14 protein-coding genes are annotated in these 15,352 nt (G+C 70.0%); 9 read left to right on the top strand and 5 right to left on the bottom strand.

Features of this window, described 5'->3' with window-relative positions; translation table 11 throughout:
- Window positions 1–7: 7 nt before the first annotated feature.
- From O9Y01_RS13415 to mltA, 3 genes are all read right to left on the bottom strand, one after another.
- On the bottom strand, window positions 8–463 hold the full coding sequence (locus O9Y01_RS13415; RefSeq protein WP_269632060.1) for a response regulator: 456 nt from the start codon (window positions 461–463) through the stop codon (window positions 8–10).
- Complete coding sequence (locus O9Y01_RS13410; RefSeq protein WP_269632059.1) at window positions 456–1,922, bottom strand: sensor histidine kinase; 1,467 nt, start codon at window positions 1,920–1,922, stop codon at window positions 456–458. The genes O9Y01_RS13415 and O9Y01_RS13410 overlap by 8 nt, the downstream gene beginning before the upstream one ends.
- A gap of 251 nt (window positions 1,923–2,173) precedes the next feature.
- Entirely contained in the window at window positions 2,174–3,367 is a 1,194-nt protein-coding gene (gene mltA, locus O9Y01_RS13405) for a murein transglycosylase A (protein ID WP_269632058.1), read from the bottom strand.
- Between mltA and O9Y01_RS13400 the strand changes: the two genes are divergently transcribed.
- Entirely contained in the window at window positions 3,366–3,497 is a 132-nt protein-coding gene (locus O9Y01_RS13400; protein WP_269632057.1) for a hypothetical protein, read from the top strand. The two genes, mltA and O9Y01_RS13400, sit on opposite strands and share 2 nt — an antisense overlap.
- Window positions 3,498–3,581: 84 nt before the next feature.
- Here O9Y01_RS13400 and O9Y01_RS13395 read toward each other — a convergent pair whose 3' ends face one another.
- The gene (locus O9Y01_RS13395) at window positions 3,582–5,600 is read right to left on the bottom strand and encodes a site-specific recombinase (protein WP_269632056.1); all 2,019 of its coding nucleotides are present in this window, start codon (window positions 5,598–5,600) and stop codon (window positions 3,582–3,584) included.
- A complete protein-coding gene (apaG, locus tag O9Y01_RS13390) occupies window positions 5,600–5,974 on the bottom strand; it encodes a Co2+/Mg2+ efflux protein ApaG (protein ID WP_269632055.1) in 375 nt (124 codons plus the stop codon). Before apaG ends, O9Y01_RS13395 begins: the two co-directional genes overlap by 1 nt.
- 134 nt (window positions 5,975–6,108) lie before the next feature.
- On the opposite strand from apaG, the gene O9Y01_RS13385 reads away from it, so the two are divergent.
- The 8 genes from O9Y01_RS13385 (at window position 6,109) to O9Y01_RS13350 (ending at window position 15,351) form a co-directional block, all read left to right on the top strand.
- Entirely contained in the window at window positions 6,109–6,720 is a 612-nt protein-coding gene (locus tag O9Y01_RS13385; protein ID WP_269632054.1) for a DNA-3-methyladenine glycosylase I, read from the top strand.
- Window positions 6,721–6,818: 98 nt separating this feature from the next.
- Window positions 6,819–7,496, top strand: a complete 678-nt coding sequence (gene rpe, locus O9Y01_RS13380; RefSeq protein ID WP_269632053.1) for a ribulose-phosphate 3-epimerase — start codon at window positions 6,819–6,821, stop codon at window positions 7,494–7,496.
- Between the two features lie 42 nt (window positions 7,497–7,538).
- Entirely contained in the window at window positions 7,539–7,919 is a 381-nt protein-coding gene (locus tag O9Y01_RS13375) for a DUF2845 domain-containing protein (protein ID WP_269632052.1), read from the top strand.
- A 230-nt stretch (window positions 7,920–8,149) separates the two neighbouring features.
- Window positions 8,150–11,575 carry an nSTAND1 domain-containing NTPase gene (locus tag O9Y01_RS13370; protein ID WP_269632051.1) on the top strand — a complete coding sequence of 1,142 codons (3,426 nt, stop codon included), beginning with the start codon at window positions 8,150–8,152 and terminating at the stop codon, window positions 11,573–11,575.
- Window positions 11,575–12,054: a hypothetical protein gene (locus O9Y01_RS13365; RefSeq protein ID WP_269632050.1), complete on the top strand. Its 480-nt coding sequence runs from the start codon at window positions 11,575–11,577 to the stop codon at window positions 12,052–12,054. Before O9Y01_RS13370 ends, O9Y01_RS13365 begins: the two co-directional genes overlap by 1 nt.
- Window positions 12,055–12,792: 738 nt before the next feature.
- Window positions 12,793–13,227 (top strand): helix-turn-helix domain-containing protein, encoded by a 435-nt coding sequence (locus tag O9Y01_RS13360; RefSeq protein WP_269632049.1) that lies wholly within the window; start codon window positions 12,793–12,795, stop codon window positions 13,225–13,227.
- A gap of 192 nt (window positions 13,228–13,419) precedes the next feature.
- Window positions 13,420–13,884: a low molecular weight protein-tyrosine-phosphatase gene (locus O9Y01_RS13355; protein ID WP_269632048.1), complete on the top strand. Its 465-nt coding sequence runs from the start codon at window positions 13,420–13,422 to the stop codon at window positions 13,882–13,884.
- Window positions 13,885–13,887: 3 nt separating this feature from the next.
- The gene (locus O9Y01_RS13350) at window positions 13,888–15,351 is read left to right on the top strand and encodes a diguanylate cyclase domain-containing protein (protein ID WP_269632047.1); all 1,464 of its coding nucleotides are present in this window, start codon (window positions 13,888–13,890) and stop codon (window positions 15,349–15,351) included.
- Window position 15,352 lies beyond the last annotated feature (1 nt).

Here is a 15,352-nt window from a genome sequence, read left to right as displayed (position 1 = left end):
CTCCGGGTCAGGGCAGGTAGACCGAGGCGGAGTACTTGTCGAGGAAGCTGGCCAGCAGCGAGAACTGCGGGCCCACGGCCGACTTGACCATGAAGCCGGCCACGTTCTCGTTGTAGGCGCGGGCGCGGTCGGTGTCCCGGGCCGAGGTGGTCAGCACGAAGACCACGGTCCGCTTCAGCGCCGGGTCCTTGCGCAGGACCTCCAGGAACTGGAAGCCATCCATGCGCGGCATGTTCAGGTCCAGCAGCACGAGGAAGGGACCGCTCAGGCGCCGCGTGGGATGCTGGTTGCGCAGGATCTCCAGGGCCACCAGGCCATCCTCGGCCGTGACGGTGTTGCAGTGGATGCCCAGCTTCTTGAAGCTGCGCAGCACGCCTTCGGTGGCCACGTCGTCGTCGTCCACGAGCAGCACGCTGAAGGGGGCGCTGGCCGGGAGGGCCTGAGGGCTGTCGGAGCTAGTCATCGTCGACCTCCTTCATGACGATGCGGGGCCAGTGGACACGGAAGCAGGCGCCGCCGAGCAGGCCCTGCCGGCTGGTGACGATGGCGCCGCCGTGGGCGTTGATCATGCGTCGCGTCACCGCCAGCCCGACGCCGTGCCCTGCCGTCGTGGTGTTGGCGCGATGGAAGAGCTTGAAGATCCGTTCATCGGCCCCCGCGGGGATGCCCTGGCCGTCGTCCTCGATGGTGAAGACATTGAAGCGGCCCTCTTCCCGCATCTGGATGAGGATGCGACCCTTCGTCCCGCCGTGGTGCTTGACGGCATTGCTTACGAGGTTGCGCAGGCTGAGGCTCAGCGGCACGCGCGGGGTCGTGAAGGCCTGGCCTTCGACGTCCACCTCCACCTGGAAGTCCGGCGGCATGTGCACCAGTGACAGGACTTCCTCGATCAGCAGCCTGGGCTCCACCGCCTCGAGGCGCTGGTCGCGCTGGCCGGCGCGTGCGTAGTCCAGCAGGTCGTCGATCATGCGTTCGGCCCGCTCGATGCGGGTGCTGGCGCGCTCGAAGTTCTGCAGCACGGCGGGTGTCAGGGCCGATTCGGGCAGGTCCTCGCGGATCCAGCTGAGCAGGTCGCCGATGCCGCGCAGCGGGGAGCGCAGGTCGTGCGAGGCCACGTAGGTGAACTCCTCCAGCTGGGCATTGGTCTGCTGCAGGGCAGCCTCGGCCTTCTTGCGCAGCGAGATGTCGCTGACCATGGCCAGGGCCTGGCGGCCGTCGTGCATGTCCAGCATGGCCAGCGCGATCTCCACCGGGAACTCCTGCCCTGACTTGTGCAGGGCCGTGAGATCGCGGCCCGCTCCCATCCAGCGCTGCGTGGGTTGCCGGGCGTAGCCGTCGCGGTGATGTACATGGCCGGCCCGGTAGCGCTGCGGCAGCAGGACTTCCATCGGCTGGCCCAGCAGTTCGCCGGCCGCATAGCCGAACTGCGCCTCCAGCGCGGGATTGCTGAGCTTGATCCGGCCCTGCTCGTCGACGATGAGCAGGCCCTGGGGCATGGCCGCGAAGATCTGCTCGAACTGGCGCTGCATCTGGCGCCGCAGGGAGAGGTCGGAGATGTAGGCCGCGGCGCAGAGCTGACCATCCAGCTGCATCGGCGCCAACGCGATCTCGACCGGCACGGCGTGACCCTCGCGGTGCTGCGCGAACAGCTCGCGTCCGGCGCCCATGCGGCGCTGGCGCGGGTCGGCGAAGAACTCGGCCATCCAGGCGTCGTGATGAGGCCGTGCGGCCTGCGGCAGCAGCTGCTCCAGGGTCTGGCCGGTCAGGGAGCCGGGCTCGTAACCCAGCATCCGTTCCAGCGCGATATTGGCATACAGGATGCGCGCGGGAGTCCGGCTCACCACCAGCACGCCGACCGGCGCATGCTCGAGGACGGCACGCAACTCCCCGACGGACGGTGACAAGCTCTGCTCTACAGCCATGACCAACGCTCCCTGGAATCGGGTTGCATAGACCCGCGCTCGTGCCCAGACCTTATCTGCATTCCCGAGGGCACACAAGCCTGGGAGTCCTGCCAGGGCGTCGGAATGGCCCATGGGCAGGGCGATCTGCGCGGTGCTACCCGGCCGGGTAAGTGCCCATCAGGGGTGGCGATGAAGGTTCGTTCGCAACAGGACGGGACCCATTCACCGCGGATGCGCGCCTGTTCATCGGCGATGCGCGGCCTGCTGGCTCAACTGCGCGGCCAAAGCACCCACAGCTTCAAGGGTTGCTTCATGCGCCCCGCCTGGGCCTCGGCCTCGGGGCCCCAGCCCCAGAAGAAGTCGGCGCGCACCGCGCCGACGATGGCGCTGCCGGTGTCCTGCGCCACGACCAGGCGGCGCAGGGGCGTGCTGCTGAGGGGCTCGGTGGCCTCCAGCCACACGGGCGTGCCATAGGGGATGCTGGCCTTGTCGACCGCAATGGAGCGGCCCGGCGTCAGCGGCACGCCCTGGGCGCCCTTGGGGCCCAGTTCGGGATCAGGCAGCGCTTCCTCGCGGAAGAACACATAGCGCGGATTGGCCCACAGCAGCTCGGTCATGCGCGCCGGATTGCGCCGCGCCCAATCGCGGATCTGCGGCCAGGAGGCCTCGCCGGGCCGCAGCTCGCCCTTGTCGATGAGATAGCGGCCGATGGACTGGTAGGGCTGGTCGTTGTGCCCTGCGAAGGCCAGGCGCAGCAGGCGGGTCTGGCCATCGGGCTCGCGCATCTGCACTCGGCCTGATCCCTGGATGTGCAGCACCAGGGCCTCCAGCGCGTCGTCCACGTAGGCCAGCTCCAGCGGCCTGAGGCGCGCCTTCACCGTGGCATCACCCTCGATCTGGGCGCGCGTGTAGAAGGGCTTGCGCTGGGCGAGGTCGGGCGGCACGCCGTGCAGGGGGATGCGGAAGGCGCCCTGCGGCTTGCGGGCCGCCTGCAGCAGGGGCTCGAAGTAGCCGGTCACCAGGCCTTCGGTCTGGCCCTCCAGGCTCTCGACCCGCCAGGGCTGCAGGTGCTCGCGGAGCCAGGCCCGCATCTCGATCTCGTCGTGCGGGTTCGCGGCCAGGGCCTGGGCGCAGGTCTGGGTCCAGCCCGGTGCCGGCTTGCTGCAGGAGCGAAGGAGCGCGGGCCAGGCGGCCAGGGTGCTGTCCTCGCTCCAGCCGGGCAGTTCGGCCCAGCTGGCCTGCACCCAGCGCGAACGCTCGCGCAGCATCACCGGGGCGCTGCCCTGGGGCGTCTCGACCGCAGGGGTGCCCGGCGGGACGGTGACGGGCGCCGTCGGCGGCGGCTGTGTGCTGCTGCACGCGGCCAGCAGCCCTAGAATCGCCGCGCCCAGCCAGACTCGCCGGCCCCGGCCGGGAGCAGCAGTGGATGGGCGGGCCTGGAAGGAAGAGGAAGCGAACAACATGGGCGTGATTGTGCTGGAGGCCCTGGGGGCCCTGGGCCTGCTGATCTTCATCGTCTGGTGGACCATGTTCTCCGGCCGCAAGCGCGGCGAGCGCGAGCTGCCGCCCGAGCAGGACGACAGCAGGCGCTGACCACCGCCTCCCCCGGCCATGCCCTGCGGCCGCAGCCGCGGGTGCATCCACCGGGAGCCGGCGAGGCCGGCAGGGGCCGCCCCGTCACCGGCCGGAGGGGTCAGCCGGGGGGGAGAGGAAGCTTCCCGGCGAACGGCGCAGGCGGTGCCAGATCGCGCGGCGCACGCGGGCCCGGTCCGCCAGCTGGATGCCGCGCGAGCGCAGCGCCACGCGGAAGGCCAGGGCAAAGCTCACCACCAGGTTCAGGACGCCGGTGCCCGCAATGCCCAGCACGCACAGCCAGAAGGGCGCGGTGAGCGCCACGCCGGGCCCCAGTGCGCCCACGGCGGCCGCCAGCTGGCCGGTCGAGAGGGTCACGTGGCGCACCTCGATCGGCAGGCCCAGGAACTGCAGCAGCGCCGGCACCAGGCCCAGCATCAGGCCCAGGCTGATGTTGGCGGCCATGCCCGAGACATTGGCCCGCCACCACGCCGCCCAGGCCTGCGCCCGGGTCGGCCCCAGGCGCGCCACGATGCGCGGGTTCCAGGCGATGGCGCTGTCCAGGCGGTGGAAGACGAACCAGTTCTCCGCCCAGCCCGCGATCAGGCTGGAGATGAAGAGCAGCACGCCGGTGAAGGCCGCATACAGCCACGACGGGCCCAGCACATTGAGCGAATGCAGGGCGTAGTGCGCGTCCTTCTCGCCCACCAAGGGCGCGCCGGCCAGCAGCACGGCGGTGCCCTGCACCAGCAGCACGAGGGGGGCCACGACGGCCAGGTTGCCCAGGATGCCCGCCACCTGCGAGCGCACCAGGTGCGCCACCTCGTCGACGAAGCCGTCCAGGCCTTCGTCGGTGCCGATCTGGCTCAGCTTGTGAGCCATGGCCGGCGCCGTCATGGCCGGCTGCTTGGTGGCCACGGTCCAGTGCAGCAGGTGGATGATGACGAAGCTCAGCGCATAGTTGGCGCCGGCCCAGAAGCCGGCCCAGAAGGCGCTGAGCCCCAGAGCCATCACCGCGAATTTCGCGAAGACGGTGCCGGCGATCACCGCCCCGCCGCCGGCCGCGCGGCGCAGCATGCCGCGGTACTCAGCGCGGTCACGGGTGATGTAGTGCTCACCCGTCTCGGCGCTGCGCTCGGCCACCTTGCGGGCCAGCAGCGAATAGTGGCGCGCGAAGAGCGTGCGCAGGCTGCGGCGCTCGTGGGTGACACGGACGAGGTCGGCGGTGAGCTGCAGCAGGCGCGGCGCGGGGTCCGGCGCGACCAGGCAGTCCAGCAGATCCTCGATGCGGCGCAGGCGCTCGGTGAGCTGCTCGACGTCGAAGATGATGTCCACCGAGACGCCATAGGTCTCCAGGTGCTCGGGCACGGACTGCACGGCGCTGCGGCACTGGTCCAGCAGGGCGCGCAGCACCTGCAGGGCCTGGCGCAGGGTGGTTTCGTCAGGACCATCCAGGGCCTGGACGAACTGCTCGCTGGCCCGCGCCAGCTGCTCGAAGGGGTGCCCGGCCAAGGTGTCCGCGCCCATGCGCAGGCGCAGCGGCCCGGACAGCCCGGCGGCCCGCACGGAGCTGACCAGCACGGTCAGCGCGTCGCGCATGGGGGCGCGCCAGCCGCCGTCGTCGTCCTGCGGGAACACCAGGGCCTGCAGACGGGCCTGCAGGGGGGCGTCGATCTGGCGCAGCCAGGCCTCGTCGTCGGCTTCGGGGAAGAGCTGCGCGAAGAGCTCGCCCAGCTCGGAGGTGTCCACCGTGCCCGGCAGCAGGCGCAGCCGGAGGCGGTGAAAGACCTCGCCCCACAGGGCCATGCGCGGCGCGAAGCCGACATCGGCGAAGAGGCCGATGGCATTGAGCTCGCTCCAGCAGCGGGCGATCACGCCGCGCACCGCGGCCTGATGCTCGGGATGCCGCTCCAGCACATTGAGCAGGTGCTTCAGGCGCAGCAGGGGCAGGGGGGTGGCGCCGGCGGCGCGGGCATCCTCGCGCGAGGTGGGCGCGTGGCGCAGCCACTCCAGCAGGCGGGCCAGCCACAGATTGCGTGCCGGCAGCGCGGCCTTGGGGTCGGCGGCGTTGAGCAGGGCCGTGAGGTCCCAGGCCGCGGGGTTCCTGAAGAAGCGGCCCGTCATCAATGCAGCTGGCTGGCCTCGGCCAGCAGGAATTCGGGGATGTCGGCGTAGAAGACTTCGGCGTCTTCGCTCACGCAGAGGTAGCGCCCGCGCATGGTGCCCTGGGGCGTGGCAATCTGCGCCCAGGAGCTGTAGCGGAAGCTCTCCCCCGGCTGCAGCAGCGGCTGGTGCCCCACGACGGCAAGCCCGCGCACTTCCTGCACCGTGCCGGCGGCATCGGAGATGGTCCATTCCCGCGCGATCAACTGGGCGGGTGTGTCACCCGCATTGGTGATGGTGATGGTGTAGCTGTAGGCATGCAGACCGCGATCGGGGTCGGTCTGCTCGGGCAGCGCGGCGACTTGCACCGTGCACTTGAATTCGAGATGGGCCATGCGACCCATTCTATGGACTGGCGCCAAAGCCCTGGTATTTGTGCGATGTGCGTCACTCGCACAGATGGAGGACGACGGCGGGGCACGGCCGCGCTTAAGCTCCGGGCCTTTCCCGACGCCGCGAAGGCTCCGCCATGAACACCCGAATCCATGTGGCCGAGGACGGCCAAGCCCGCTGCGCCTGGTGCGAGGCGCCCGGCTTCGAGGCCTACCGTCACTACCATGACACGGAATGGGGCTTTCCCGTCAGCGACGAAAAGCGCCTGTTCGAGAAGCTGTGCCTGGAGGGGTTCCAGTCAGGGCTCAGCTGGCGCACCATCCTGGCCAAGCGCGAGGCCTTCCGCGCGGGCTTTGCCGGTTTCGATCCCGACCGGGTCGCAGCCTTTGACGACTCCGACGTGCAACGCCTGCTGGCCGACGCCGGCATCGTGCGCCACCGCGGCAAGATCGAGGCCGCCATCCACAATGCCCGCCTGGTGCCGGCCCTGCGCGAGGAGTTCGGCTCGCTGGCGGCCTTCTTCTGGGCCTTCGAGGAGACGGCCGCGGCCGAGGCGCCGGTGCGCGGTGAATCAGAGACCTCGCGCCGCCTGTCCAAGACCCTGCGCGCCCGGGGCTTCAAGTTCGTCGGCCCCACCACCTGCTATGCCTTCATGCAGGCCATGGGCCTGATCAACGACCACGCCCCCGGCTGCGGCTGGCGGGTCCGGGTGGACCAGGCGCGGCAGGCTTTCACGCCGCCGCGCTGAATCCGGCGCCGCCGGGGTGGCGTGCTTTCGTAAAATCACGGGTTCTGCCTCCCCGGCCCCCTGACGGCCGGGGCCAATCCTCCCAAGCACCGCCCGCCATGAGCCACCGCATCGCCCCCAGCATCCTCTCCGCCGACTTCGCCCGCCTGGGCGAGGAGGTCCGCAACGTGCTGGCGGCCGGCGCCGACTGGATCCACTTCGACGTGATGGACAACCATTACGTGCCCAACCTGACCTTCGGCCCCATGGTGTGCGAGGCCCTGAAGAAGCACGCCGTCAAGCCCGACGGCACGCCCGCGCCCATCGACGTCCACCTGATGGTCCAGCCCGTGGATGCCCTGGCCCAGGCCTTCTGCAAGGCCGGCGCCGATCTGGTCAGCTTCCACCCCGAGGCCTCGGCCCATGTCGACCGCACCCTGCAGCTGATCAAGGGCGAGGGCAAGCAGGCCGGCCTGGTCTTCAACCCGGGCACGCCGCTGGATGTGCTGGAATGGGTCATCGACAAGGTCGACCTGGTCCTGATCATGAGCGTGAACCCCGGCTTTGGCGGCCAGAGCTTCATCCCCAGCGCGCTGAAGAAGCTGGAGAAGGCCCGCCGGATCATCGAGGCCAGCGGTCGTGACATCCGCCTGGAGATCGACGGCGGCGTCAAGGTCGACAACATCCGCCAGATCGCGGACGCCGGCGCCGACACCTTCGTGGCCGGCTCCGCCATCTTCGGCAAGCCCGACTACAAGGCCGTCATCGACGCCATGCGCGCCGAGCTGGCGCGCTGACCGCGCGGTCAGCCGCTGCGGCTGCCGCCGCGTTGAGCCCGGATGAGCGCTTCTCTCACTCTCGGACGCCTGACCGCGCTGCTCGCGCTGCTGGGCGCTTTCCATGGCGGTGCCCAGGCCTTCCGCTGCAACGCCTTCGTGATCGATCCGGGGCTGCGCAAGGCCGAGGTGTTGGGCAAGTGCGGCAGCCCCTTCACCCAGGACCAGCGCACCGAGTACCGCCTCCAGCGGGTGCGCGAGACGGTCTGGGGTCGCGGCTCCCCGGGTGGGCCGCCTGTGCAGACGGCGGTGGAGGTGGAACGCCAGGTGCCGGTGGTGATCGACGAGTGGGTCTACAACTTCGGCCCGCAGCAGTTCATGCAGGCCCTGCGCTTCGAGAACGGCACGCTGGTCGACGTGCGGGACCTGGGCTACGGCCACTGAGCCCGGGCTGGCGGCTGATGCCCAGCTGATGCCGGCGCCGCCGGCCGGCCTGATTAGCATGGCAACGGTTCTCCGCGGGGCACCCTCCTGGGTTTCCCGTCCCTGTCGTGCGCCTGCTGACTTCTATACTCCCCGCCATGCCACGGGGCCGCAGGCCCCCATGCGAAGACCCATCGCCGCAAGACCTGACCCTCTCGGGCCAGCCGCGCGGCGCCACCAGGTGCAGGGACATGACAGTCACGGGGACCGTTGCCGCCGCCGCCGCCGCCGGCAACGCGGGGCAGGCGAGGCCGCCTGCTGAACGCTTTGAGCTGGGAGACTGGCGGGTCGATCCAGCCGCCAACCGGCTGCATCATGCCTCCGAGGGTGAGCTTGCCCTCGAGCCGCGCGCCATGGCCGTGCTCCTGGCCCTGTGCGAGCACCCCGGTGAGGTGGTCAGTGCCGACGCCCTGCTCGTGCGCTGCTGGGGCGACGCCCTGGTCGAGGGCGGCCTGGGAGACAACCCCGTCCACAAGAGCATCAACCAGCTGCGCCGGGCCCTGGGTGACAGCGCCACCGCGCCCCGGTACATCGAGACCATCCGCAAGCGCGGCTACCGTGTCATTGCGCCGGTGCGCGGCGGCCAGGGTCAGGCGAGGCCCGGCGCCTGGCACGGTGGCTCGCCCTTCCGCGGCCTGCAGGCCTTCGACACCCGCCATGCCGAGGTCTTCTTCGGCCGTGAGCAGGCCACGCAGGACCTGCTGCGCAGCGTGAGCCAGCAGCTGCAGCGTCAGCACGGGCTGGTGCTGGTGCTGGGCCCCAGCGGCTCGGGCAAGACGTCGCTGGTGAGCGCCGGTCTGATTCCTGCGCTGGCCCGGGAGCCGCTGGCCGGCCGCTGGCGTCTGGTCAGCCACAGCCAGCTGGACCTGGCCGACCTCAGCGTCCCCTTGGCGGACGAGGCGGCCGACCACGCCAGCCCCTTTGCCCTGGCCCTGGCGGCCGCCCTGCTGGACTGGGAGACGGTCGACGGCGAGCCGCTGCTGGACGGCTTCAATGCGCATGACCTGGCACGGGCCCTCAGGGAGACCCCCGCGGCCGTGCTGGCCGAGCTGCGCGCCGCGATGGCGCGGCAGTCCAGCGGCAATCAGGCCTTTGTCCTGCTCTTCATCGACCGGCTCGAAGCCCTGTTCCGCCCGCCTCTGGGCGAAGACGGGCCGCGGGCCGCCGCCCTGCAGCTGCTGCAGGCCCTGGCCGAGAGCGGCTGCGTGCTGGTGGTCGCCGCCTGCCGCAATGACTACTACCCGCAGCTCGCCCAGCACCCCTGGCTGATGCAGGACAAGGCGCTGGGCGGCCATCTGGACCTCGCACCGCCCAGCCGTGCAGAGATCGCCCAGATGGTGCGGCTGCCTGCCCGCGCAGCGGGCCTGAGCTTCGGCATCGACCCGTCCACGCAGCAGCGCCTGGACGACCTGCTCTGCGATGCCGCCGCCGCCAGCCCCGATGCCCTGCCGCTGCTGCAGTACACGCTGGAGCAGCTCTACCAGCAGCGCAGTCCGCACGGCGAGCTCAGCTTCGCGGCCTACCAGGCACTGGGGGGCGCGACCGGGGGCATGGGCGGCCTGGAGGGCGTGATCGCCGAGCAGGCCGAGCAGCTCATCCGCGGCCTGACGCCGGTGCAGCAAGGGGCGCTGCCGCATGTGCTGTCCCTGCTGGTGCTGGTGGGCGAGGACGAGTCCAGCCCGGTCGGCGGGCGGCGGGCGCTGTGGAGCGAGCTGCGCAGCGCGGCCGAGCGCGAGCTGGTGCGTGCCCTGGTGGATGCGCGCCTGCTGGTCAGCGAGCACAGCACCGAATTCGCCCGCGAGGAGCCTGCCTTCCGCGTCGCCCACGAAGCCCTGCTGCGCCGCTGGCCTCGGGTGACGGACTGGATCGCCCAGCACCGCCAGGACCTGCAGACCCGCGCCCGCCTGCGCCAGCAGGCGCAGCGTTGGGAGCAGGGCGGCCGGGCTGCTGAGTTCCTGTGGCCGCGGGGGCGGCAGCTTCAGGAAGGCTTGAGGCTGGGCAGCAGCGCCGCGGTGGCCCTGAGCGCCACGGAATGGCAGTTCTTGAAGACCAGCGAGGGGCGGGCTGCCCTGGGCAAGCGTCTGGGCTGGGCGACCTTCGTGCTGATCACCTTGCTGGCCGGCGTCGCGAGCTGGTCGGCCTGGCGCAACGCCGGGCTGGTTCAGGAGATCGGGCGCAAGAACGAGAACAGCCAGGCCCTGGTCAGCCTGGTGCTGGGCCGGGTGCTGGACGAGCTGCGACCGGACTCCCGGCTCGCCGTGCTGGAAGGCATCGGCAAGCAGGCCCTGGAGGTGCTGGGCAGTCACTCCGAGGAGAAGCTGAGTGCCGTGGTGCGCCTGCAGCGGGCCAAGGCGCTGAGCGTCGTGGGCGAGGCCGCCTTTGGCAAGCGCCAGATGGACACGGCGCAAGGCGCCCTGAACGAAGCCTGGGCCTTGCTGAGCGTGGGAGAGCCGGCGCCCGAGCATGCCGCCGGCTGGGTCAAGATCCAGGGTGCGGTGGCCTATTGGCAGGGGCAGCTCGCCCTGGCCGAAGGGCGGGCCGCGCAGGCCCGTGACTGGTCCTTGCGCTACCGGGACCTGATGGCCGAGCGCGTCAGCCGGGCGCCCGGGGACCGCGAGGCCTGGGTGGAGCTGGGCTACGCCTTGACGACCCTGGGCAATATGGAACTCAAGTCCGGGCGCTGGAACGATGCCGCCCGCCTCTTTGCCGAGTCCTCCAGCTGGCTCCAGAAAGCCCTGCAGGCCCAGCCTGAGGACGCCGCCCTGGCCGCCAACTGGGCGCACACGCTGGGCTACCAGGCCTCGGTGGCCCGGATCCAGGGGCAGATGAACGAGGCACTGGCACGCTGCAACCAGATGGTCAGCGTGCTGCGGGGCCTGGTGCGGGCGGGGGGCAATGACCTGCAGCTGAAGTACCGGCTCGGCAAGGCCCAGCGCGTGAGGTACTGGGTGCTGGCCGACATGCGCCGTGACCGGGAGGCCGCCGAAGCCCTGGCCGAGGCCCTCGAGCTGGCCCGGCTGCTGGCCGGGCGGGACCCGGAGAACGTGGAATGGCGCGCCGGCCAGCTCTGGGCGGAGCTTGACGCCCTGGCCTTTCACGTCGGGCGCCAGCCTTTCCAGGCGGCCCTGCCTCCCGAACAGATCCCCGACATGCTCGAGCGGGCCCGCCCCATGCTGAAGGCGCAGCCCGGCATCCTCTCGCGCATCCAGGCCGCCTGGACGCAGCTGCGGGCGCAACTGGCACTTCAGCAGGGTCAGATCGATGCGGCCGAGGCACTGATCTCGCAGGCCGCCCAGCAATGGGCGGAACGCCTGCAGGCCCAGCAGAACGACCCCTATCTGCTCAACCAACTGGCACAGGCCGATCTGTTCAGGGCCAGGCTGCCCGCGAGGGGCGACCCCGTCGCCACCCTGGCCTGGTGCACCAGCGCCCAAGCGCGCTGGAACCAGGTGGTCCAGCTGGGCTTTGGCGCCGCACCACTTGAGGCCAAACTGATCCTGGGCGCTTGCGACGGCAAGGCTCCCTTGCCCCAGGATTGGTCTGCCCTGGTCGCTCATGGCTATGCGCCAGGCGGCCCCGCACGCTTTCATTCAACAGCCAAGGAGAAGTCTCTGTGATGAATACCTACTGGGTCCTGGTCCAACAGCAGGGGACCGGCTACAGCTACACCTACTTCCCGTCCGTCAAGGCCACCCCGGTGCCGCCCAAGCCCTGGGATGGTCCCGATGCCGAGCCGGTGCGGCCCAACTTCGCGGCGCCGATCCAGCAGAACTCGAAGGGCCAGCTGCAGCTCCCGACCGGCACGGGCAGCAACCTGATCGCCGTGGCCCAGGTGACGCCGCAGAATCAGCCGCCCGCTCCCTATGTCCCGGCGCGCAACGTGGCGCTGTTCGGCGCCGTGGCCAAGACCCTGCTGGAGAACGCCGGCCTCAACCCCTACTCGCAGGCCGACGGTGGGCTGGTGGTGCTGTCCGTGGCGAATGCAACCGCGCGCGGCTGCTCGCTGGTGTTCCAGAACCAGGATGAACAAGGGCGCACCGTGGGCATCTTCTGCTCGCCGGACCCCATGCCCATCCAGCCCGGACCGGACGAATAAGTGGCACAGCGGGGCCAGTAGTCCTGGCCCCCCCATCTGTCACCGCCATCCACGCCGGCCGGCAGGCATTCAAGGAGCCAATCTCCGGAGTGCCGCGCGCCGGCAGTTTTTCCGCCGGCAGAATCAGTCGGGCCCGGATTTTCTATGGATTCAATTTCGGCGCTGGTTTCTTCGTGATGTCGCCGCGATTGAAAGGCATCCGCTGATTCCATTGGCGGCCCGGTAGATTTCTCGCCTGTCAAAAATCAGATCCCGGGAATTCACCTGCGGCCCGCCAAGCGCCCATTGATTTTCAGGCAATGAAATGCGATGGGTTTCCGCAGGGCCACGGTCTGGAAGCGTCTTGAGCCCTGCCCAGCACCTGCCGGAAACCTGCGACAAGCTTCCCGACGCCTGCGCCCACCTGGATTTGATCTGATCCCCAGACGCCACCCCTCTGCCCCGGGGCTGGCGCTGACGGCGGGGTCGCCGTTGCGCACAATAGGCTCACTGGGCACAGGGCGTCATCCTCCCGCCCCCCTGGCCGTCCGGCCGCGTCAAAGGATCAAAATAAAGGGTTAACCCTTAAATCTGATCCCCTGCAGACGCCTTTCAGGCACCGGAAGGTTTCCGGAAGGCGACTTTTCCTCCGATTTCCTATCGTTCAGGTCATCGATGCACCGCGCATCGACGCGCCGCCCGCCCGCCTCCCCCGGCATCAGCAGGCCCGCCCCTTCAGTCACATCTGATGAGGTCACCATGAGCAAGGAAATCGACACCAGCCTGAACGAGGAGTCTTCGGCTGCCCCCACCATTGCCGAGAATGCCGTGCCCGCTGCCGGCGAATCGCTGTCTTATGAAAATATGCTGGCCCAGGTCGCGGCGGCCATGAATCCGGCTCCGGCCGTGCGTTATGAACCCATGGTCCAGCAGGGCCGGGTATTCCTGGTCAAGGATGTGCTGAAAAGCCTGCGCAACGAGAAACTGCAGACCCAGGAGGAAATGGCGGAAAGCTGCCAGCAGGGCCGATTTCGCGTCTCCATTGCCTCCATCAAGCGGGCAGAAATCGGGCGGCCGGTGCTTTTTCGTGTCGCGCGGGAACTAGCCCGGTATTTCAATGTGCCTGTGGAGAAAATCGTGAAGATGCGCCCGGTGACCGTTGCTGAATATCTGGCAGGGGAAACGAAGCACTGAGCGGCCTCCCGGGCCGGGCGCTGTCGGGGAAGGGGTGCCAGGCCCCTTGATCGACAAGCCTTGAGTGACAAGCCCGCCGCGCCAGATGATGGGGGCACAGATGGGGGTCAGGCCTTGCCTGCCTCGCCACACCCGCGGCTGCAGGGGCGAGGGAATGCGGCGCACGCGGCGCGCTCGCCCATAATGCCCGCCATGCAATCCCTGCTGCTGGTCTGCACGGCCAACATCTGCCGCTCGCCCATGGCCGAGTCGGTGTTCAAGGCGCAGGCTACCCTCCTCGGCCTGGGGCGGGTGGCTTCGGCCGGCGTGCGCGCGTCCTCGCGTGCGCAGGGCATGGATGCCCGGGCCATCACGGCGCTGGGTCGCCGCAAGTATCCCGTCGACAAGAAATGGCGCTCCCGCCGCGTGGAGGCCGAGGACTACCTGCGCTTCGACCACATCCTGGCCATGGACCAGGACAATCTGGACGCCCTGCGGCGCCAGTGCCCGACCGAGCAGCAGCACAAGCTGCGCCTGCTGCTGGACCTCGTGCCGGGCCGGCAGGGGCAGGAGGTGCCGGACCCCTATTTCGGCAGCCCGGTGGGTTTCGAGAATGTGCTGGACCTGATCGAGCTGGCCGCGCGCAGCTGGTCAGCAGCCCGGGCGGGCGCTCGATAGACCATGTCCGGCAAGCCTTCCACCATGCTGTTCCGGACCAAGCTGGCCCTCAACCTCGTCGCCCAGATCGTACTGGTGCTGGTGACGACCGCTGCGGTGGGCTATCTGGTCGCCGGCTACCGCAGCGTGATGGAGCAGGGCCGCCATTTCCTCGAGCGCGACCACCTGGTGGCCCAGCTGCAGCGCAGCTCGGACGAGCTGACGCGCATGGCTCGGCTTTTCGTGGTGAGCCGCGACCCGCAGTTCGCCGACCACTACCGCGAAGTTGCGCGCATGCGCGAGGGCCTGCAGGCCGAGCCCGAGGGCTATGACGAGGTCTACTGGGACCTCGCCCTGGACCAGCCCCGTGCCGCCGGCCGCCCGGCCGCGGCACGCTCGCTGCAGGAACGCCTGCTGGAGGCCGGCTTCGATCCCGACGACTACGCCCGCCTCGCCGAGGCCCTGCGCCGCTCCGAGGCCCTGATGAAGACGGAGCAGCAGGCCATGGGCCGCGTCGACACCCGCGGGTCCTCGCATCCCCTGGCCGAGGAGGACTGGAAGGAAGCGCTGGAGATGCTGCACGGCCCGGCCTACCGGCATGCCAAGGCCGAAATCATGGGGCCGCTGCGTGCGGTGCGGCAGTCCCTGAAGGCCGGCCACGAGGCCTGGATGCAGCCCCTGCAGGACAACCTCCGCTTCACCGCCTGGCTGGCCATCGTCTGCCTGGTGCTGACGGCGGCCAATGCCGTCTTCATGGCCCTGCGCTACGACCGCTCGGTGCGTCGCCCGGTGGAGTTGCTGCGCCATTGGGCCAAGCAGGTGCGCAAGGGGCAGCAGCAGGGGCAGCGCGTCAGCCTGGGGCACAGCTCGGAGTTCGGCGAGCTCTCGCAGGCGATCGACGAAATGGCCGAATCGGTGGAGCGCAGCCTGGACGAGCTCAAGGAAGAGGTGGCCCGGCGCGCGCGTGCCGAGCAGGTGGTGCGCCACCTGGCCAACCATGACGCGCTGACCGGCCTGCCCTCCCTGCGCCTGCTGCATGACCGCCTGGACCGCGCCCTGGCCCAGGCCCAGCGCAAGAACCAGGGCCTGGCCCTGATCTTCGTGGACCTCAACGACTTCAAGCCCATCAACGACCGCTACGGCCACGAGGCGGGCGACCAGGTGCTCAAGGTCGTGGCCCAGCGGCTGGCCGCCTCGCTGCGGGAGGCGGACACCGTGGGTCGCATCGGCGGGGATGAGTTCCTGGTGCTGCTGCCCGACGTCGACAGCCTGGCCCAGGCCCAGCAGGTCAAGGCCAAGCTGGTGGGCCTGCTGGAGCAGCCCATCTTCATCTCGGTGCACAACCTGGCCGTGCGGGTCAGCGCGGCCATGGGCATCGCGGTCTACCCCGCCATGGCCAATGATGCGCAGGGCCTCATGCGCATCGCCGACCAGGACATGTACCGCGACAAGGCCGAGCAGAAGGCCCAGGCCACGCGTACCGGCTGAG

Source organism: Pelomonas sp. BJYL3 (assembly GCF_027257975.1).
GTDB classification, from domain to species: domain Bacteria; phylum Pseudomonadota; class Gammaproteobacteria; order Burkholderiales; family Burkholderiaceae_C; genus Roseateles_B; species Roseateles_B flavus.
Note: the sequence above shows the minus strand (reverse complement) of the source record. Positions and strands in the feature narration are given on the sequence as shown.

What these genes read in the sequence shown, in the direction of transcription:
- O9Y01_RS13415 (WP_269632060.1), bottom strand. Translation starts at nt 463, where the DNA reads ATGACTAGCTCCGACAGCCCTCAGGCCCTCCCGGCCAGCGCCCCCTTC.
- O9Y01_RS13410 (WP_269632059.1), bottom strand. Translation starts at nt 1,922, where the DNA reads ATGGCTGTAGAGCAGAGCTTGTCACCGTCCGTCGGGGAGTTGCGTGCC.
- O9Y01_RS13400 (WP_269632057.1), top strand. Translation starts at nt 3,366, where the DNA reads ATGGGCGTGATTGTGCTGGAGGCCCTGGGGGCCCTGGGCCTGCTGATC.
- mltA (WP_269632058.1), bottom strand. Translation starts at nt 3,367, where the DNA reads ATGTTGTTCGCTTCCTCTTCCTTCCAGGCCCGCCCATCCACTGCTGCT.
- O9Y01_RS13395 (WP_269632056.1), bottom strand. Translation starts at nt 5,600, where the DNA reads ATGACGGGCCGCTTCTTCAGGAACCCCGCGGCCTGGGACCTCACGGCC.
- apaG (WP_269632055.1), bottom strand. Translation starts at nt 5,974, where the DNA reads ATGGCCCATCTCGAATTCAAGTGCACGGTGCAAGTCGCCGCGCTGCCC.
- O9Y01_RS13385 (WP_269632054.1), top strand. Translation starts at nt 6,109, where the DNA reads ATGAACACCCGAATCCATGTGGCCGAGGACGGCCAAGCCCGCTGCGCC.
- rpe (WP_269632053.1), top strand. Translation starts at nt 6,819, where the DNA reads ATGAGCCACCGCATCGCCCCCAGCATCCTCTCCGCCGACTTCGCCCGC.
- O9Y01_RS13375 (WP_269632052.1), top strand. Translation starts at nt 7,539, where the DNA reads ATGAGCGCTTCTCTCACTCTCGGACGCCTGACCGCGCTGCTCGCGCTG.
- O9Y01_RS13370 (WP_269632051.1), top strand. Translation starts at nt 8,150, where the DNA reads ATGACAGTCACGGGGACCGTTGCCGCCGCCGCCGCCGCCGGCAACGCG.
- O9Y01_RS13365 (WP_269632050.1), top strand. Translation starts at nt 11,575, where the DNA reads ATGAATACCTACTGGGTCCTGGTCCAACAGCAGGGGACCGGCTACAGC.
- O9Y01_RS13360 (WP_269632049.1), top strand. Translation starts at nt 12,793, where the DNA reads ATGAGCAAGGAAATCGACACCAGCCTGAACGAGGAGTCTTCGGCTGCC.
- O9Y01_RS13355 (WP_269632048.1), top strand. Translation starts at nt 13,420, where the DNA reads ATGCAATCCCTGCTGCTGGTCTGCACGGCCAACATCTGCCGCTCGCCC.
- O9Y01_RS13350 (WP_269632047.1), top strand. Translation starts at nt 13,888, where the DNA reads ATGTCCGGCAAGCCTTCCACCATGCTGTTCCGGACCAAGCTGGCCCTC.